The organism is Amycolatopsis sp. TRM77291 (assembly GCF_054166285.1).
In genome coordinates, this window is sequence record NZ_JBSZHF010000001.1 from 7,393,124 (window position 1) to 7,409,640 (window position 16,517).

The window sequence follows — 16,517 nt, forward strand, 5'->3', positions numbered from 1 at the left end:
CATGCTTTCTCCCCTGGTAAAGGTCAAATCCGCAAGGCAGACTCCTCCGCCGTGCGAATCGGAGGAAGCATGAAACTCTCTACCCGGCTGGCCGTGGTCGCCGGTGCCGCGCTGACCGCGCTGACCGCGCTGGCCGCCGTCGCCGCGCCCGCGTCCGCCACGTCGGCGACCACCGACGTCCGGCTGATCACCTTCAACGACCTGCACGGCAACCTCGAACCGCCGTCCGGTTCGAGCGGCCGTGTCACGCTCCCCGACGGCAAGACCGTCAATGCGGGCGGTGCTGCCTACCTCGCGACGCACCTGAAGAAGCTTCGCGGCGAAGTGCGTAACTCGGTCGTCCTGTCGGCAGGTGACAGCATCGGCGCGTCGCCGGTGATCTCGGCGCTGTTCCACGACGAGCCGACCGTCGAACTGCTGAACCGGCTCGGGGTCGAGGCTTCCGTGGTGGGCAACCACGAATTCGACGAAGGCCTCAAGGAACTCCGCCGGATGCAGCACGGCGGCTGCCATCCGGCCGACGGCTGCCAGTTCCGCGAGTCCTTCAAGGGCGCGAACTTCCCCTTTCTCGGGTCCAATGTGTACTACGAGAACGGCTTCCCGGCGCTGCTGCCGTTCAGCATCGAGTTCTCCGGCGGCGTCCCGATCGGCGTCATCGGCGCGACGCTGAAGGATCTGCCGCAGGTCGTCACCCCGGAGGCGATCAAGGGCCTGAAGTTCGGCGAAGAGGTCCAGGCCATCGATCGCACCGCCAAGCTCCTCGACCTGTTCGGGGTCAAGGCGCAGGTCGTGCTGCTGCACCAGGGCGACAACTCGGAGACCGCCGGCCCGGACGAATGCAAGGTCAAGCCGGGCGCGGCCACCGCCATCGCGCAGCGCGTGACGTCCACAGTGGACGCCATCTTCACCGGGCACAGCCACCAGCAGTACAACTGCGTCATCAACGACCCTGCGGGCGAACCGCGCCCGGTGATCCAGGGCGCGTCGTTCGGTCGTCTGCTGTCGGTCGTCGACCTGAAGATCGACCGCCGCACGCTCGATGTCGTGCGCGGCGAAACCAAGGCGCACAACCAGATCGTCACCCGCGACGTCGATCCGGATCGCGACGTGCAGGACCTGATCGACGAGGCCAAGACGAAGGCCGCGCCGATCGCGAACAAGGCCGTCGGCACCATCACCGCGGATCTGACCGCCAAGGGCGCCCCCTCCGGGGAATCGCCGCTCGGCGACGTCATCGCGGACGCCCAGCTCGAAGCCACGAAGTCGAACGGCGCGCAGATCGCCATGACGAACCCGGGCGGTATCCGCACGGACTTCACCTACGCGTCGTCGCCCGCCGGCGAGGGCGACGGTGTCGTGACCTACGGCGAGGCGTTCGCCGTGCAGCCGTTCGCGAACATCATGCAGACGATCACGCTCACCGGGGCGGATCTGAAGAACGTGCTCGAACAGCAGTGGCAGGCCAACGGGGTCGTGCGGATCCTGCAGATCTCGAAGTCGCTGAAGTACTCGTACTCGGCGTCGGCGGCCCAGGGAGCACGCGTCTCGAACCTGACGCTCGACGGCACACCGATCGACCCGGCGGCGTCGTACCGCGTTTCGGTGAACAACTTCCTCGCCGCCGGTGGGGACGGCTTCACCGAGTTCACGAAGGGGACCAACCTGTCGGGTGGTCCGGTGGACCTGGACGCGCTGATCGCGTACTTCGGGGCGCACCCGGGTATCGCGCCGCCCCCCGCGGACCGGATCACCGTCCTGCCGTAATCGCTCCCGCGAGTGCCGTGAAAGGTCCTTTCGTCACGTTCACGGGGTGGTTTTGTCAGTGACCCAGTGCACAATGTCGGCCATGACGACCTGGCAAGAAGTCGTGGAACTGGCGGGCAGGCTGCCCGAGGTCGAGGAGTCCACTTCGTACCGCACGCCGTCGCTCAAGGTCGCGGGCAAGAGCTTCGCCCGGCTGCGCACCGAGGCCGAGGGCGGGCTGATGCTGCTGTGCGAGCACGCGGAGAAGGAGGCGCTGCTGGCCTCCGGAGACCCCGCGTACTTCACCACGCCGCATTACGACGGTTACGGCGCGATCCTCGTCGACCTGGAGAAGGTCGAGAAGACGCAGCTGCGCGAACTCATCGAGGAGGCCTGGCGGATGAAAGCACCCGCCAGGCTCACGAAAGGACTGAACGACTAGCGGAGTTCCCCTTCGAGCAGGCTCATCAGGTACTCGTCGTGCCACTGGCCGTCCCGGCCGCGGAACGACTGCCGATGCCTGCCGTCCACCTGGAACCCGAGCTTCTTGTAGACGTGGATCGCGGCCTCGTTGCCGCCCACGACCCACAGCGCGATCATGTGCAGCCGCATCACGTCGAAGCCGTAGCGGCAGAGCGTGCGCATGGCGTCGGTGCCGTAGCCGCCGCCCCAGTGGTCCTTCTCGCCGAGATAGATGTCGAGTACAGCGCGGCCGCTCTCCGGCGTGGCGTCCCGCAGGGTGCAGGTGCCGATCAACGTGCCGACGGCGAGGCTCTCGATCGCGAAGTCCACCTGGCTGAAGCTGTTCGGCTTCCGGACGGCGAAGCGTTCGCGGATCTGGGCGAGGGATTCCGGGTGGTCGGCGACCAGCCAGCGGGTGACCTCCGGGTCGTTGTGCCAGCGCCACAGCGTGTCCGCGTCCTCGGGTTCCAGCGGGCGCAAGCGGATCAGTTCACCGGTCAGCATCGTCCATCCCAAGATCGGTATCGGACTTTCCAGACTATTGGGCGACCCCCGCGAGCAGCCACCGCTTAACGGGGACTTCCAGCAGCACTCTGGCGCCGAACGGCTCGATCTCCACGCCCGCCGCCCAGCCGTCGTACTTCGCCGACAGGGCCGCGAGAACGTCTTCGCGCAGGGTTCCGCGATGGACGCGTGCCGAGCCTTCGGCGACAGCGGGCGCGTCGCCGTCTTCCAGCGCGATGCTGACACGCGGATCGTTGCCGACGTTGCGCACCTTCACGTTCCGCTCACCGCTACCGATCCAGAAGACGTCGTCGAGGTACACGAACCACACCGGCGTGACGTGCGGCGATCCGTCCGCCCGGAGCGTGCACAACCAGGCGTTGCGCTCCCGCGCGAGACGTTCGATAAGCGATTGATCACGTTTCACCTGGTCAGCCTGCCCGAAAGCTAGGGTGCCGGGCGTATGAAGGTCCACCAGTACTGCTACTTCGCCTTGAAGAGCGAAACCGTGTCCGCCCGGGAGATCACCGCGCGGCTCGGCATGGAGCCCGACGAGGTACTGGTACTGGGTTCGCGGTCCGCCGAGCACCGGTTGCCGCGGATGCACGCCTGGAAGGTGACGCACCGCGGTTCGGAACCGGTCGACGACCAGATCGAGAGCGTGATCGGCAGGCTCGCCCCGGTCCGCCCGGAGATCCGGAAGCTGGTGGACGAAGGCGCGAGCGCCGTGCTGCAAGTGGTCCGCTACTTCCATCACCGTGACGGTGGCGAGGAGTTCGGCTGGCACCTCTCGCCCGCCGTGCTCGCGTTCCTCACCGAAGCCGCCGCCGCGCTCGACGTCGACGAGTACGACCTCAGCGAATGAGCTTCCGCCGGTCGTGGTGGGATGGTGCCCTGCAGCCGGACAACCCCGTTGGGAGCCCAGCATGTCGAGCGAGAACTGGCCGTTGAGTCAGGATCCCGAGTCGCCGGTGATCATCTCCCGGTCGCTGGTGGAGGATCCGTCGAACCTCGCGTTCGTCGTCCTGGACGACGACGGTGACTGGTTCATCAGCGACGGCAACGAGTTCTCCGAGGACATGGAGATGAACAAGGACGCGTTCGGCGCGCTGCCGCTGCGAGAAGCGGTGGAGCTCATCCCCGAACTCGCCGCGCTCGCCGGCCTCCCCACCGGCATGGCCGCCGACTGGGATCCGGAGCGGCGCTCGTGGCTGCTGAGTTCGGTCGCCGACTCGGACGACGACGAGGAAGACCTCCTGGTGCGAGCCGCGCGCCTCGCCGCGTGGACGCATCCGGGCTCGCCGCTGGAGGAAGTCCACGTGAGCACCGAACTCGCCGAGATCTCCACCGACCCGGCCGCCCCGGCCCGCGCCGTGCGCCAGGTCGTCCGCGAGGCCGACGGCAGCTGGCTGCTCGTCGGCTTCCAGGTGCCGGAGAACGAGGATTTCGAGGTCGAAGCCCTCGAAATGGAGCACGCCGTCACGCTGTACCCGGACGTCGCCCTGGTGCTGAGCGCCGCGCCCGGCCAGGTGTACGACCGGCCGAGCGCCGACGCGCCTTGGGAACTCGTCGAAGGCTGACTCAGCCTTTGCTTCGGCCGAAGTCGCAGTACATGACGTGCAACCCGATGCGCCCCAGCGTCGGGTGCTCGAACGCGCCAGGCACCGTCCCGACGATCTCGAACCCGAGCCGTTCGTAGATCCGGATGCCGGCCACGTTCGATTCGGCGACCGCGTTGAACTGCATCCCCGCGAAACCCTGTTCCCTAGCCCACTCCAGGGCGTTCGCGCACAACGCGCTCCCGACCCCCTTGCCGCGCAAGCCTTTGTCCACCATGAAACTGGCCGTCGCCACATGCGACCCTGGTCCGCCGCGGTTCGGCCCCATCTTGGCCGTTCCGAGCACGCGGCCGTCCTCGACCGCGACCACCGTCCGGCCCGGCGGCGCCTCGACCCACGTCCGGCGGGCGTCGTCCTCGGTGAGGTCCAGGTCGTAGGTGTAGGTGTCCGCGGCCTGCACGACTTCGCGCACGATCGGCCAGACCTGTGCCCAGTCGTCATCGGTGAACTGCCGGATCTCCATACCTGGCACGGTAATCAATAACCCTGCCGGCGGTTCTGGCGCCACCTCCAGACAAAGCCCGACAGCAGGAGCAGGCCGGCACCGGTCAACCCCGTGCCGATCCAGATCATCGTCGAGCCGGATTCCCTTTCGGCCCGCGTTCCCGGGGGCAATCCGGCCGCGATCGCGTCGATCTTGGCCTGGACCGAACGATGGTCGAAGACACTCAGACCGCCGTCTTCCGCCAGCGTCTCCAGCCAGCGGCGAACTTCGTCGTTCTGCCCGTCGGAGAAACCGGGGAACTCGAGCGAGGCATCCCGGAGGACTCCCGGCCCCATACACCTGAGCGGCTCCCCTGTGGACGTTTCGAGGTATTGCCCTTTCGCGCCGCATTCGTCACCCGCCCTGGCGAAAACGACGGTGTACGGCCCTGGTTCGCCGCCCGTCTTCACGCCGACGATGAGGAAGACCACGCCGATGAGCAAGAGCGGGAGGATGAGTGAGCCGGCCAGCACGGTCAGCAAGGCGACCGCAGTACTGTCGCTCGACATTCTTCGCACGGTGCGGAAACTAGCCGCTCGGCGAGGGGACGAGTCCCGAAGACGGCGTGTGACGGTGCCATGGACGCTGGGCTGTGTGGATTTCGGGACATCTGACGTCCCGAAATCCACACAGTCACGATCGTATTCACTGGTCATGCGCGTGATCGCGGCTAACCTGGGCGCATGACCACTGCTGACGGCCCAGACCTGGCTGCTCTCGGCCATGAGGAGACTGGTCGCCACACCGAGGGCCTCAGCCGGCCGGCCGAGGGGTGGCCGGAAACCGAGCCGCCGCGTCGTCGCTTTCGAGCGGTCGGTGTGTTCGACGGCGAGCGTGACCTCGGACGGTGTTCCAAGCGATTGACCCGCCATGAACTCGGCCGTGGATCGACCGCTTGAAGGCTGACCTGGCGACAGGTGATTTCTCCCGCTCACCAAGCCGTGGCAACGCTTAGTACGTTACCGCCCGAGGGAGCGCCCGATCCTCGAATGTCAGAGGATGCGTTCTCTGAAGCCAGCCTGGACCAAACGAGCGTAAGCCTCGGCGACGCGCCTCGGGATGTCCTGCGGGATGGCGAAACCACGCTCTGCATAGACGGTGATCCGTTGCGTATCACCGACAAGCATGTTGATCACCCGGTCCACATCGCCGATGCTTTCGACGTAGTCATCCAGCGGCAACGGCCGGGAGGCGCAGATGATATCGACCGCCGGCCAGAGCTTCTTGCAGGTCGCGTAAGCACGCCGCTGTTGATACGGCCGAGAGATGAGAACGACCGACCCGACCTCGATACCGCGGGATTCCAGCAGCTCCCGGGTGAGCGTGACGTTCTCCCCGGTATTCCGCGCCCTGGGCTCGACCAGGATCGCATCATCCGGGACGCCCAGTTCAAGCGCGTGTTCGCGATAGTGGACGGCTTCGCCGCGTGGGAAGCGGTCAACTGTGGTCGGCGCGTTGGCGCCGGTGAAGACGATGCGCGGGAACATCCCGGCATGGAACAGTTCCGCCGCGCAGGTCGCGACGCCGAGGTCGTGGCTGCCGAGGCCGATCCCGACGTCGGCGGGCCGGAGTTCGTGGCGCATGTCGTGGTAGTCCCAGAGCGCCTGGACGTCGGCGCGAAGATCGTCCGGCAGGGTTGCGGTCATCGGGACTCCGAAGCAAAGCGAAAGCCCCAGGTCTAAAGTGGACATCCACTGACCTGGGGCTTTCGCGTGAGAGCGGATGACGGGAATCGAACCCGCGTATTCAGCTTGGGAAGCTGATGTTCTACCATTGAACTACATCCGCAGTGCGCCGCCAGCATACATGGTCCGGATCTCCCCTTGCCAAGCCCCACCCCATCCTTGACGTCGCCCTCGAAAGTGACAACACTTGTTGTCGACCTCGGAGGTGATCCGGATGGGCGAGCGGCTGCCTGATCCCGAACTGTTCCGTCAAGGCGGCTTCCGCGTCGCGTCGAGGTTGTTCATCGAGGGCGACATCAGGGGCGACGAGCGCCAGGTGGCCCGGTTGCGGCAGTTCGCGCAGCGCGAGGACCCGGCGGCCGACGTGCTGGTGCCGTTGCTGCGGCAGGGGGCGCAACCCAAGTTCGAACAGGCGCTGCGGCAAGGCATCGACAGCGTCGAGAGTCCGCCGGAGGAGCTCGAAGCCTTCTTCCGCGACGTCGAGGCGACGCCGTACTGGGTCGATCGGGATCGGTTGGAGCGTGGAGCGCGGGCGATCACGCGCGCCGGGTTGCTCGGTCTCTTCCCGCTCGGCGACGTCTCGCTGATGGGCGGCTATCTCGCGTCGCGCGCCACGAAGGCGCTCGTCGGCACCGGCGAGATCGAGTACAAGGCGGCGCGGCGGCTCGTCGAGACGGCGACGTGGTGGATCCATGTCACGACGCCGGGCGCGCTGGTGCCCGGCGGGCGCGGGTACGAGTCCGCGTTGCGGGTGCGGATCGTGCACGCGCACGTCCGCGCGGCCATGAACCGCCGCAAGGACTGGGATTACGCCGCTTGGGACAGGCCGGTCAACCAGGTCCAGACCGCGGGCACGCTCCTGCTCTTCTCGCTCGTCTACGTCTTCGGCACGCAGCTGCTCGGGCTCCGCTACAGCGCCCGCGAGCGCGCCGACATCCTCCACCTTTGGCGTTACGTCGGCTGGCTGATGGGCGTCGACGAGGAACTCCTGCCCGCCGGCGAGGACGACGCCTGGCGTCTGCTGTGGCTGCTCGCCACCACCGAATTCATCCCGGACGACGATTCCAAACGGCTCGCCGCGGCGCTGATGAAATCCCACGCCGGGATCGGCGAGGGCCGGGGCGCGCTCGGCAAGGTCCTCGCGCACGTGTCGGTCGCCGGGCACGGGGCGATCAGCAGGCTCCTGCTGGGCAAGACCAACGCCGACTTCCTGGAGCTGCCCGACGATCCGATCGCGCAGGCGGCCGTGGTCGCGGCGGCGGGCGTCAACTTCGCCGCCGAGACGGTCCGGCGGGTGGTGCCCGGCGCGACGGCGCTCCAGGAGCTGCTCGGGGCCGCCGGGCGGCGCCACTACCTGCGGCAGGTCACCAAGGTGTTCGGGCTCGACCCGACCTACGGCAGGCACATGAAGGCCGCTTGACTACGCTGATCGCGTGCTCCTCAGCGACCGTGACCTCCGTAAAGAGCTCGACGCAGGCCGTCTCGGCGTCGACCCGTTCGACCCGACCATGGTCCAGCCGTCGAGCATCGACGTGCGCCTCGACCGCTACTTCCGCGTGTTCGACAACAGCAAGTACACGCATATCGACCCGCAGCTCCAGCAGGACGAGCTGACCTCGCTGGTCGAGAAGGAGGGCGAAGACCCCTTCGTCCTCCACCCGGGCGAGTTCGTCCTCGGCTCCACCTACGAGACCGTCACGCTCGCCGACGACCTCGCCGGCCGCCTGGAGGGCAAGTCCTCCCTCGGCCGCCTCGGGCTGCTCACGCACTCCACCGCGGGCTTCATCGACCCTGGCTTCTCCGGCCACATCACCCTCGAGCTGTCGAACGTGGCGAACCTGCCGATCACGCTCTGGCCAGGGATGAAGATCGGCCAGCTCTGCATCTTCCGCCTGTCCAGCGCGGCGGAGTTCCCGTACGGCTCGAACGAGGCCGGCTCGCGCTACCAGGGTCAGCGAGGGCCGACCCCGAGCCGTGCGTACAAGAACTTCCACCGCGTCGACACCTGGCGCTAAGCCACTGGGGCTTCCCAGTCGATCCGGTGCCGCCACATGAAGGCGTTCGGATCCTCCTCCGGCTGGTTCTTGAACGCCCGCGTGAGGAAGAAGTCCCGGATCACCCGTCCGACGGGCCCGACCGCCTTGTCGTCACCGTTGCGCTTGCCGCGCTCGACGACGGCTTCGACGCGCTCGCGTCGCAGTCCCTCGTAGGTGGCGAGCGCCTGGGGAATCGAGGGCACGTCACGCAGGCATCGCGCCAGCGTGACGGCGTCCTCGATGGCCATCGCGGCGCCTTGCCCCGCCGCCGGTGACGTCGCGTGGGCGGCGTCACCGATGACGACCATCCGGTCCGTGCGCCAGGTCGGCACGCTCGGGAAGTCGTACGTCGCCCACGGCCGGTAGATCTCCCGCGTCGCGCGCACGATCTCGACGGCGGGGGTGCGGTCCACCGCCAGCTGCCGGATCAGGTCCTCTCGCCAGGTGGTCGTCACGGTGAGCTCGGCCGGCGACGGCTCACGCTTCCGGGGCACGTTCGCGAACCACCAGACGCCGCCGTCCGGGTGGACGACGTGGGCGAAGAACAGCCGCTTGCCGAACGTCATGTGCATGACGCCGGGTTCGTCGTCCAGCCGCAGGCTCTCGGCCAGTCCGCCGGTGTTCAGCAGGGGCACGTAGCGCGGTGACGGCGCCCCCGGGTCGATGATCGTCCGCACCCGCGAGCGGAGCCCGTCCGCGCCGATCAGCAGGTCGCCTTCGGCCGACGAGCCGTCCTCGAAGGTCGCGAGGACGCCTGAAGCGGTCTCGCGCGCGTCAGCCAAACGCTTGCCGTAGCGGATCTCGATGCCGCGTCCGACGGCTTCGTCGCGAAGCGCGATGTACAGGTCGGAGCGCAGCACGGTCTGGCTCACGGTGCCGTCTTCGAGCGCTCCGCCGAGCGCGAGGTCGGCCAGTTCACGGCCGTCGCCCAGCCGCATCTTGATCCGCGGTGTGTCGAATCCCAGGCTCTTGGCCAGGCCTTTCAGTCCGATCGGGGCCAGTGCGTCGAGACCGTTCACCGCGAGGGTCAGGAACGCGCCGACTCCTTCCGCGGTCCGGTCGTACGCCTCGTGGATCACCGGCTCGTGGCCCGTCTCGTGCAACGCGATCGCCGTGATCGTGCCCGCGATACCCCCGCCGGCGATCAGTACCTTCGCCATGTCGTTCACCCCATCAAATATCTTAGAAACTAATTCGTTCTATCGAACTAAAGACTCCGCTAGGCTGGCCGACGTGTCAAGCGAGCGAGCGGAGCTGATCGAGCGGGTCCTCGGCGGGTCACGCGCACTGTTGACGGAGACGGTCATGTTCCACGCGGCGATCGCCGAGCAGCGCGGCCTTTCGGCCGTCGAAAGCAAGGTGACCGACTACCTCGCCCGCTTCGGACCGCAGACGCCCAAGGCGCTGTCGCAGCTTTCGGGGCTCGCGCCCGCTTCGATCACCGCGCTCATCGACAGGCTCGAGAGCAAGCGGATCGTCGCCCGGAAGCCGCATCCCGAGGATCGGCGAAAGGTGCTCATCGAGATCGACGGGGCGATGATGGCCTCGGCCGCGCCCCTGTGGGATCACCTGGTGAAGTCGGTCCGCGAGGCCTGCGAGAACTACACGGACGCGGAACTGGAGACCGTGATCCGGTTCCTCGCCGATGCGACGGCGATCACGCACGACTCCACGGGTCGCCTCAGCCGCTGACCGGTATTACTACTTTCGGGGGTATTGCCGTAACCGGTTCGTGATAAATTTCGGCCCCGTGTCCCCCAATAGAACACGAAGCCGGTTACTGCTGGTCACGCTCAGTGTGCTGCTGGGCGGGGTGATCGCCAGCGCGAGCTACCTGATGGTGACCGATCGGTTCCAGGGCACGGCGCTGAGCAACCTCTCGTTGAGCGTGCCTGACACCAAGGGCAGGCCCGGGGACGCGCTCGCCAAGCCTCCCGCCTACTTCGGCCAGACGTCCGCCCCGGCGCCTGGTGGTCCCGCGCCCGAGCCGTCTGCCCCGCCGTCGTCCTCGGCAGCGCCGACGTCTTCCTCCGCGCCGCCCAGTTCGTCCTCCGCCGCGGCCGAGCCGCCCGCCCAGTCCTCCGAGGCCCCCAAACCCACTCCGAGCAAGGCTCCGGAGCCGCCCCGTTCGCAGGACAGCTCACTCGCCGTTCAGGTCATCGACCTGGTCAACGCCGAGCGCGCCGCCGCGGGCTGCTCGCCGGTGAGCAACGAGTCCCATCTCGCCGCCGCCGCGCAGGGCCACAGCGACGACATGTCGGCCCGCAACTACTTCTCGCACACGACACCGGAAGGCGTCACGTTCGACCAGCGCATCCGCGCCGCCGGCTACGACAAGCCCGGCGCCGAGAACATCGCCAAGGGCCAGTCGAGCGCCGCCAAGGTGATGGACGCCTGGATGAACTCCGAGGGCCACCGCGCGAACATCCTCAACTGCAAGCTGAAGAAGATCGGCGTCGGCGTCAACACCAAGGGCATGTACTGGACGCAGAACTTCGGCTACTGACCCTTGCCCCAGTCGCCGTAGCGCGCCAGCACGGCCGCGCGCAGTTCGGCGTCCGTGCGCGGTACGGGTTCGATGAACACCTCGGTGACGTCGCCGAACGTCTCCGCCAGTTCGGCCGCGATCCGGACGCAGGCGCGTTCGACCTCCGCGGCACCCAGCGCGTCGTCGAAGTCGACGCGGGCGCACACGAGCACCTGATCGGTGCCCATCAGCATGGTCTGCAGGTCGACCACGGCCTCGATCTCGGGCGTGCCCATCAGGTGGTCCCGCACCCCGCGCACCAGCCTCGGATCCGCCTGCCTGCCGATCAGCAGGCCGCGGTTGGTGCGGCCGAGCATGTAGGCGACCAGCGCGAGCAGGACACCGATCGCGATCGACGCCGCGCCGTCCCAGACATGCGAACCGGTGAGCTGGTGCAGCCCGATCCCGGCGAACGCGAGCAGCAGGCCGATCAGCGCGGCCGAGTCCTCGAACAGCACGGTCTTCGGCGCCGGGTCGTCGATCATCCGCAGATAGACCGAAACCTTCTGGCCCGATTCGGCGGCATCGCGGCGCACCTGCCGCACGGCTTGGAACCACGAGACGGATTCGAGGGCGAACGCGATCGCGAGGACGACGTAGCCGACGATCGGATCGGTCTGCTCGGTCTCCTCGCCGAAGACCGTCGAAAAGCCTTCGTAGAGCGCGAACATCGCGCCCGAGGCGAAGATCGACACCGCCGCGAGCAGCGACCAGAAGTACCGCTCCTTGCCGTAGCCGAACGGGTGGACGCGGTCGGCGGGCCGGTCCGACCGTTTCAGCGCGGTCAGCAGGAGGACTTCGGTGATCGTGTCGGCCACCGAGTGCGCGGCTTCCGACAGCATCGCGCCGGAGCCGGTGATGATCCCGGCGATCAGTTTCAGCACGGCGATGGCGAGGTTGACCCCACCCGCCAGCACCACGGTCAGGGTGCTTTCGTCACCGGATTCTTCACTCACCTTGCGTAGCGTAGTGCGAGTGCGGTGATCTCACAGGCGACGCAAACCCTGCAGGACACGTTCCATCAAGGCGAGTGCCGGATGGCCGTCGAATTCAGCCTGCGTTTCATGAACGGTGACCAAACCGAGTTCCGCCATATCACCCAAAAGGACCTTTGCAACGCCGAGTGGAACGCATAGTGACGCGGCTACTTCGGCGACGGAAGTCGGACGACGGCACAGTGATCTCACGGAATGGAATTCGACGCTGAACCCCGGCGCGTTCCACGGCGCGTCGTTCCGGACGGAAATCATCGCTTCGATCGCGAAGTTCCGTTTGGACTGTGTGCGTCCGCCCGTGCGGACGTACGGGCGGACGCGCGTGCGACGGCGTTCCTGCCGCGGCGGCCGCCGGGCGGCCGGGATGCTGGGGATGGTCGCTTCCTGGGCCATCCTGGCGAATGCCGCGGAAGAAGGGACGCGGGCGGGCGGGCGAACGGTCGGCGACCCCGGCGTCGCGAGCCGGTGTTCCTTGACCGAACGGAGTTCGTGCCGGTTGCCCATCGATTCCTCGCCCCTTTTTTCGGATCCGCTGCAGCCTATCGCCACGGTGTACCGCCGAACGGGTAACGGGACCGAATGGCCCGGACGGCATAAAACAAGAGGGAACATTCTCTCGCATTATGTGCGAGAGAATGTCCCCTCCGGTTGTGACGTTCTACTTGTCTTCCTCCGGCAGCGGGGTTCCGGTGGCCGTTTCGTCGGTGGGCACGTCGGCCTTTCCGTCGAGTTCGGCGTCCGAGACGGCGTCCAAAGAGGGCGCTCCCGCCGGGACCAGTTGCGGCTCCGGCTTCCGCTTGACGGCGGTCAGCAGCAGCTGGGCGACGTCGACGACCTCGACCTTCTCGCTGGCCTGCCCGTCGCTCTGGCGCGCGGTGACGCCGTCGGTGAGCATCACGCGGCAGAACGGGCAGCCGGTCGCGATCTTCGACGGGGCGGTGCCGAGCGCTTCGTCGACGCGCTCGACGTTGATCCGCTTGCCGATCTTCTCTTCCATCCACATCCGCGCGCCACCGGCGCCACAGCACATCGAGCGGTCGCCGTGCCGCGGCATTTCGCGCAGCTGCGCGCCCGAAGCGCCGACGAGCTCACGAGGAGCGTCGTAGACCTTGTTGTGGCGGCCCAGGTAGCACGGGTCGTGGTAGGTGACGTCCTCGGCGACCGGGGCCACCGGGGTCAGGTGCTTCTCCCGCACCAGGCGGTTGAGCAGCTGCGTGTGGTGCACGACGTCGAACTGGCCGCCCAGCTCCGGGTACTCGTTCGCGAGGGTGTTGAAACAGTGGGCACAGGTGACGACCACCTTGCGCGCCTTGCGTTCGCGGCCCTCGAACACCGAGTTGAGGATCTCGACGTTCTGCTGCGCCAGCATCTGGAAGAGGAACTCGTTGCCCGCGCGGCGGGCCGGGTCACCGGTGCAGGACTCCTCCGAGCCGAGCACCGTGTACTTGACGCCCGCGATGTGCAGCAGCTCCGCGACGGCGCGCGTGGTCTTCTTCGCGCGGTCCTCGAACGCGCCGGCACAGCCGACCCAGAAGAGGTATTCGGTGTCGCCGAGGTCGCCGTCGAACACCGGCACCTCGAAGTCCAGGTCCTCGGTCCAGGCGAGCCGGTCCTTGGCGTTCTGGCCCCACGGGTTGCCCTTGTTCTCCAGGTTCTTGAACATCCCGTTGAGCTCGCTGGGGAACGCGGACTCGATCATCACCTGGTAGCGGCGCATGTCGACGATGTGGTCGACGTGCTCGATGTCCACCGGGCACTGTTCGACGCACGCGCCGCAGGAGGTGCAGGACCACAGCACCTCGGGGTCGATGACGCCACCGTCGTCACCGATGAGGGCCTTCTGCGACTCGGCGATCGCGAGGACGTCGATACCGGCGTACATGTTGTCGCCGGACAGACCGATCTCATCGCCGGCCATGTCACGCTTGCCGCCCGCGAGCAGGTACGGCGCCTTCGCGTAGGCGTGGTCGCGAAGCTGCGTGATGAGCAGCTTCGGCGAAAGCGGCTTGCCGGTGTTCCACGCGGGGCACTGCGACTGGCAGCGGCCGCATTCGGTGCAGGTGGAGAAGTCCAGCCAGCCCTTCCAGCTGAAGTCCTCGATCTTGCCGACGCCGAAGGTGTCCTCGTCCGGGTCCGCCTCTTCGAGGTCGAGCACCTTGCCGTTGCTCATCATCGGCTTGAGCGCGCCCAGCGCGACGCCGCCGTCGTCCTCGCGCTTGAAGTAGATGTTGAAGAAGGCGCTGAACCGGTGCCAGGCGATGCCCATGGTCATCGTGCGCGCGATGACGATCAGCCAGATCGTGGCGCTCATCAGCTTGACGAACGCGAACACCGAGACCAGGTCCGGACTGGCGGGCAGCAGCTCACCGATGGGGTGCGAGACGAACGCGGCCCAGATCGGGGTTTCGTGGACGTTCAGCGCGGATTTCGCGGCGCGGACGCCGATGATGCCGATGCCCTCGATGAGCACGACGGCCTCGATGAAGTACGCCCACTTGAAGTTGGAGCCCTGGAAACGGGACTGCCGGTCGGCGCGGCGCGGGTGGTTCTTCTGGCGGACCCAGATCAGCACCAGGATGCCGACGATGGTGCCGACCCCGAGCAGCTCCATGAGCAGCTGGAACAGCGACCAGTCGTCGAGGATGGGCCAGCCCCAGGTCGGGACGAAGACCTCGCCGTAGGCCTCGAACAGGGCCAGCGACCCGATCAGGAAGCCCCACATGACCAGCCAGTGCGCCGGCCCGACGCTCTTGACCTTGTTCATCCTGGTGTGCGCGGCGAATTCCTTGATCAGGGTCTTCATGCGCGGGATGAACGGGCCGTTGCGGGTCGAGTCCGGCTGACCGAGGCGGATCACCCGCACGAAGCGGGCGATGGTCGCGAAGAACATTCCCCAGGCGACGACGCCGAGCAGGACCGAGATCCCGCCGAGCGTCAGCTGTACAGCGCCCATCGTCGGGTGCCTTTCGTCCGAGTGAAGCGTGTGGTGGTTCGGGCAGACTAATGCTTCTTACTGATGGGTAACCCACTGACCGCGCCCAAGTCCCACCGATGTGGTGTACGCCTCTCTTGGTTTTAAGACGATCGTCCAGGTAGTTTTTGTGACATGGGTGCGTACCTTCTCCTCGCTTTGGCCATCGCCGCTGAGGTAACCGCCACGGTCTCGTTGAAACTTTCCGAGGGTTTCAGCAAGGTGGGGCCGTCGATCGTCGTCGTGGCCGGGTACGCCTTCGCGTTCGTCGCGCTGGCGTACGTGCTGAAGGCGGGCGTGCCGGTGAGCGTCGCCTACGCGATCTGGGCCGCGGCCGGGGTCGCGCTGGTGGCGGCCGTCGGCATCGTCTTCTTCAAGGAGCCAGTCAACCTCTCGGTGATCGCCGGGCTGGTGCTGGTGATCGGCGGCGTCGTGCTGATCGAGGCAGGAGGCGCGCACTAAGTGAAGATCCAGGTCGACGGCCGGAAGGCCAGGGGCGAGAAGCGGCGCGAAGAGATCATCGCGGCCGCGCTGCGGGTGATCGAACGGGACGGCGTCGCCGGCGTCACCCACCGGACGGTCGCCGCCGAGGCCGGCGTGCCGACGGCGTCGACCACCTATCACTTCTCCAGCCTCGACGACCTGCTGATCGCCACCCTCATCTCGTGCGCGCGGGATATGGCGACCGAGGTCTACTGGATGATCGACCGCGCCCGCTCGCGCGGCAGCCGCGGCGCGGAAGAGGTCGCCGGGCTGCTCGCGGAGGCGCTGGGCCCGCGCCGCGGGCGGACGATGGCGGAGTACGAGCTGTACCTGCTGGCCGCGCGCAAACCCGAGCTTCGGCCCGCCGCCCGGCGCTGGCTGGACGTGCTGACCTCGATGGTCCGGCACGACGACGAGGTCGCGTTCCGGGTCTTCCTGGCCGGGATCGACGGCCTGCTCATCCAGGGCCTCATCGACGACGAACCGCCGTCCGCCGACGAGCTGCGGCCGGTGGTGGACTACCTGCTGAAACCTCGTTGACCTGCTGGGTAGCGTTCGGATCATGAGGACTGTCGGCGCTTACGAACTGGACGACGACCCGGCACGGCTGGACCTCGACGTGGTGTGGAAGCACCTGTCCACCGAGGTCTACTGGGGCAAGTGGCGAGACCGCGAACAGGTCGAGAAGGTCTTCCGGAACGCGTGGCGGGTCGTCGGCGCGTACGAAACTTCGAGCGGCAGGCTGGTCGGGTTCGCGCGGGCGTTCTCGGACACCATCGGCAGTGCTTATCTCGCGGACGTCTTCGTCGTCGGCGAGGCGCGCGGCACGGGGATCGGCAAGGAGCTGGTCCGGGAGATGATCGACAACGGGCCGGGCGCGGAGTTCCGGTGGATGCTCCACACCGCCGACGCGCACGGGCTGTACCGGCGGTTCGGCTTCGGTGACCCGCCGGACGGGCAGTACATGGAGCGGAGCCGGGCGAACGGGCAGGTCTAGACGGCCAAGTC

The 16,517-nt window shown here is 67.4% G+C and carries 21 protein-coding genes and 1 tRNA gene; 12 read left to right on the forward strand and 10 right to left on the reverse strand.

The features are described from left to right. The first annotated feature begins 69 nt into the window (after positions 1-69). Complete coding sequence (locus ACXIZN_RS34500; RefSeq protein ID WP_457959124.1) at positions 70-1,764, forward strand: bifunctional metallophosphatase/5'-nucleotidase; 1,695 nt, start codon at positions 70-72, stop codon at positions 1,762-1,764. Positions 1,765-1,846: 82 nt separating this feature from the next. Then, positions 1,847-2,185, forward strand: a complete 339-nt coding sequence (locus ACXIZN_RS34505) for an MmcQ/YjbR family DNA-binding protein (protein WP_034314411.1) — start codon at positions 1,847-1,849, stop codon at positions 2,183-2,185. On the opposite strand, the gene ACXIZN_RS34510 is transcribed toward ACXIZN_RS34505, so the two are convergent. Both ACXIZN_RS34510 and ACXIZN_RS34515 read right to left on the reverse strand, forming a co-directional pair. Beyond that, complete coding sequence (locus ACXIZN_RS34510) at positions 2,182-2,709, reverse strand: GNAT family N-acetyltransferase (RefSeq protein ID WP_457959125.1); 528 nt, start codon at positions 2,707-2,709, stop codon at positions 2,182-2,184. The genes ACXIZN_RS34505 and ACXIZN_RS34510 overlap by 4 nt on opposite strands. A 34-nt stretch (positions 2,710-2,743) precedes the next feature. Next, positions 2,744-3,136 carry a pyridoxamine 5'-phosphate oxidase family protein gene (locus ACXIZN_RS34515; RefSeq protein ID WP_457959126.1) on the reverse strand — a complete coding sequence of 131 codons (393 nt, stop codon included), beginning with the start codon at positions 3,134-3,136 and terminating at the stop codon, positions 2,744-2,746. A 36-nt stretch (positions 3,137-3,172) separates the two neighbouring features. On the opposite strand from ACXIZN_RS34515, the gene ACXIZN_RS34520 reads away from it, so the two are divergent. Together ACXIZN_RS34520 and ACXIZN_RS34525 are read left to right on the forward strand one after the other, a co-directional pair. Further along, positions 3,173-3,574 carry a DUF4279 domain-containing protein gene (locus ACXIZN_RS34520; protein WP_126736147.1) on the forward strand — a complete coding sequence of 134 codons (402 nt, stop codon included), beginning with the start codon at positions 3,173-3,175 and terminating at the stop codon, positions 3,572-3,574. Positions 3,575-3,635: 61 nt separating this feature from the next. Further along, the gene (locus tag ACXIZN_RS34525) at positions 3,636-4,289 is read left to right on the forward strand and encodes a hypothetical protein (RefSeq protein WP_457959128.1); all 654 of its coding nucleotides are present in this window, start codon (positions 3,636-3,638) and stop codon (positions 4,287-4,289) included. Position 4,290: 1 nt separating this feature from the next. Here ACXIZN_RS34525 and ACXIZN_RS34530 read toward each other — a convergent pair whose 3' ends face one another. Beyond that, positions 4,291-4,791 carry an N-acetyltransferase family protein gene (locus ACXIZN_RS34530; RefSeq protein WP_457959129.1) on the reverse strand — a complete coding sequence of 167 codons (501 nt, stop codon included), beginning with the start codon at positions 4,789-4,791 and terminating at the stop codon, positions 4,291-4,293. A gap of 14 nt (positions 4,792-4,805) precedes the next feature. Next, positions 4,806-5,321 carry a hypothetical protein gene (locus ACXIZN_RS34535; protein ID WP_457959130.1) on the reverse strand — a complete coding sequence of 172 codons (516 nt, stop codon included), beginning with the start codon at positions 5,319-5,321 and terminating at the stop codon, positions 4,806-4,808. Between the two features lie 174 nt (positions 5,322-5,495). Between ACXIZN_RS34535 and ACXIZN_RS34540 the strand changes: the two genes are divergently transcribed. Beyond that, entirely contained in the window at positions 5,496-5,711 is a 216-nt protein-coding gene (locus tag ACXIZN_RS34540) for a hypothetical protein (protein WP_457959131.1), read from the forward strand. A gap of 93 nt (positions 5,712-5,804) precedes the next feature. Here the strand turns inward: ACXIZN_RS34540 and ACXIZN_RS34545 are convergent, their stop codons facing one another. Both ACXIZN_RS34545 and ACXIZN_RS34550 read right to left on the reverse strand, forming a co-directional pair. Beyond that, complete coding sequence (locus ACXIZN_RS34545) at positions 5,805-6,458, reverse strand: YdcF family protein (protein WP_457959132.1); 654 nt, start codon at positions 6,456-6,458, stop codon at positions 5,805-5,807. A 71-nt stretch (positions 6,459-6,529) separates the two neighbouring features. After that, positions 6,530-6,600, reverse strand: a tRNA-Gly gene (locus ACXIZN_RS34550). A 111-nt stretch (positions 6,601-6,711) separates the two neighbouring features. On the opposite strand from ACXIZN_RS34550, the gene ACXIZN_RS34555 reads away from it, so the two are divergent. Both ACXIZN_RS34555 and dcd read left to right on the forward strand, forming a co-directional pair. After that, positions 6,712-7,917, forward strand: a complete 1,206-nt coding sequence (locus ACXIZN_RS34555) for an oxygenase MpaB family protein (protein ID WP_457959133.1) — start codon at positions 6,712-6,714, stop codon at positions 7,915-7,917. Positions 7,918-7,930: 13 nt separating this feature from the next. Then, positions 7,931-8,512 (forward strand): dCTP deaminase, encoded by a 582-nt coding sequence (dcd, locus tag ACXIZN_RS34560; protein WP_125679521.1) that lies wholly within the window; start codon positions 7,931-7,933, stop codon positions 8,510-8,512. Here the strand turns inward: dcd and ACXIZN_RS34565 are convergent. Continuing rightward, complete coding sequence (locus ACXIZN_RS34565) at positions 8,509-9,693, reverse strand: FAD-dependent oxidoreductase (protein ID WP_457959134.1); 1,185 nt, start codon at positions 9,691-9,693, stop codon at positions 8,509-8,511. The two genes, dcd and ACXIZN_RS34565, sit on opposite strands and share 4 nt — an antisense overlap. Positions 9,694-9,766: 73 nt before the next feature. Here ACXIZN_RS34565 and ACXIZN_RS34570 point away from each other — a divergent pair, with 73 nt between their 5' ends. Further along, positions 9,767-10,225 (forward strand): MarR family winged helix-turn-helix transcriptional regulator, encoded by a 459-nt coding sequence (locus ACXIZN_RS34570; RefSeq protein WP_457959135.1) that lies wholly within the window; start codon positions 9,767-9,769, stop codon positions 10,223-10,225. Positions 10,226-10,346: 121 nt separating this feature from the next. Then, positions 10,347-11,039 (forward strand): CAP domain-containing protein, encoded by a 693-nt coding sequence (locus ACXIZN_RS34575; protein WP_457960678.1) that lies wholly within the window; start codon positions 10,347-10,349, stop codon positions 11,037-11,039. On the opposite strand, the gene ACXIZN_RS34580 is transcribed toward ACXIZN_RS34575, so the two are convergent. The 3 genes from ACXIZN_RS34580 to ACXIZN_RS34590 form a co-directional block, all read right to left on the reverse strand. After that, a complete protein-coding gene (locus ACXIZN_RS34580) occupies positions 11,033-12,016 on the reverse strand; it encodes a cation diffusion facilitator family transporter (RefSeq protein ID WP_457959136.1) in 984 nt (327 codons plus the stop codon). The genes ACXIZN_RS34575 and ACXIZN_RS34580 overlap by 7 nt on opposite strands. A gap of 30 nt (positions 12,017-12,046) precedes the next feature. Beyond that, positions 12,047-12,559, reverse strand: coding sequence for a DUF742 domain-containing protein (locus tag ACXIZN_RS34585; protein WP_457959137.1), 513 nt, complete (start codon positions 12,557-12,559; stop codon positions 12,047-12,049). 154 nt (positions 12,560-12,713) lie between these two features. After that, entirely contained in the window at positions 12,714-15,008 is a 2,295-nt protein-coding gene (locus ACXIZN_RS34590; RefSeq protein ID WP_378343840.1) for a (Fe-S)-binding protein, read from the reverse strand. Positions 15,009-15,161: 153 nt separating this feature from the next. On the opposite strand from ACXIZN_RS34590, the gene ACXIZN_RS34595 reads away from it, so the two are divergent. Genes ACXIZN_RS34595 through ACXIZN_RS34605 form a run of 3 tightly spaced genes read left to right on the forward strand, consistent with a single transcriptional unit; the run spans position 15,162 to position 16,506 of the window. Next, on the forward strand, positions 15,162-15,488 hold the full coding sequence (locus tag ACXIZN_RS34595; protein WP_126736129.1) for a DMT family transporter: 327 nt from the start codon (positions 15,162-15,164) through the stop codon (positions 15,486-15,488). Beyond that, positions 15,489-16,049 carry a TetR/AcrR family transcriptional regulator gene (locus tag ACXIZN_RS34600; protein WP_126736128.1) on the forward strand — a complete coding sequence of 187 codons (561 nt, stop codon included), beginning with the start codon at positions 15,489-15,491 and terminating at the stop codon, positions 16,047-16,049. A gap of 22 nt (positions 16,050-16,071) precedes the next feature. Then, the gene (locus ACXIZN_RS34605; protein WP_457959138.1) at positions 16,072-16,506 is read left to right on the forward strand and encodes a GNAT family N-acetyltransferase; all 435 of its coding nucleotides are present in this window, start codon (positions 16,072-16,074) and stop codon (positions 16,504-16,506) included. The last annotated feature ends 11 nt before the right edge of the window (positions 16,507-16,517 follow it).

Bases quoted from the DNA above. Each gene is read 5' to 3' on its own strand.
- ACXIZN_RS34500 (WP_457959124.1), top strand. From the start codon at position 70: ATGAAACTCTCTACCCGGCTGGCCGTGGTCGCCGGTGCCGCGCTGACC.
- ACXIZN_RS34505 (WP_034314411.1), top strand. From the start codon at position 1,847: ATGACGACCTGGCAAGAAGTCGTGGAACTGGCGGGCAGGCTGCCCGAG.
- ACXIZN_RS34520 (WP_126736147.1), top strand. From the start codon at position 3,173: ATGAAGGTCCACCAGTACTGCTACTTCGCCTTGAAGAGCGAAACCGTG.
- ACXIZN_RS34535 (WP_457959130.1), bottom strand. From the start codon at position 5,321: ATGTCGAGCGACAGTACTGCGGTCGCCTTGCTGACCGTGCTGGCCGGC.
- ACXIZN_RS34590 (WP_378343840.1), bottom strand. From the start codon at position 15,008: ATGGGCGCTGTACAGCTGACGCTCGGCGGGATCTCGGTCCTGCTCGGC.
- ACXIZN_RS34545 (WP_457959132.1), bottom strand. From the start codon at position 6,458: ATGACCGCAACCCTGCCGGACGATCTTCGCGCCGACGTCCAGGCGCTC.
- ACXIZN_RS34555 (WP_457959133.1), top strand. From the start codon at position 6,712: ATGGGCGAGCGGCTGCCTGATCCCGAACTGTTCCGTCAAGGCGGCTTC.
- ACXIZN_RS34605 (WP_457959138.1), top strand. From the start codon at position 16,072: ATGAGGACTGTCGGCGCTTACGAACTGGACGACGACCCGGCACGGCTG.
- ACXIZN_RS34595 (WP_126736129.1), top strand. From the start codon at position 15,162: ATGGGTGCGTACCTTCTCCTCGCTTTGGCCATCGCCGCTGAGGTAACC.
- ACXIZN_RS34530 (WP_457959129.1), bottom strand. From the start codon at position 4,791: ATGGAGATCCGGCAGTTCACCGATGACGACTGGGCACAGGTCTGGCCG.
- ACXIZN_RS34565 (WP_457959134.1), bottom strand. From the start codon at position 9,693: ATGGCGAAGGTACTGATCGCCGGCGGGGGTATCGCGGGCACGATCACG.
- ACXIZN_RS34510 (WP_457959125.1), bottom strand. From the start codon at position 2,709: ATGCTGACCGGTGAACTGATCCGCTTGCGCCCGCTGGAACCCGAGGAC.
- ACXIZN_RS34525 (WP_457959128.1), top strand. From the start codon at position 3,636: ATGTCGAGCGAGAACTGGCCGTTGAGTCAGGATCCCGAGTCGCCGGTG.
- ACXIZN_RS34540 (WP_457959131.1), top strand. From the start codon at position 5,496: ATGACCACTGCTGACGGCCCAGACCTGGCTGCTCTCGGCCATGAGGAG.
- ACXIZN_RS34585 (WP_457959137.1), bottom strand. From the start codon at position 12,559: ATGGGCAACCGGCACGAACTCCGTTCGGTCAAGGAACACCGGCTCGCG.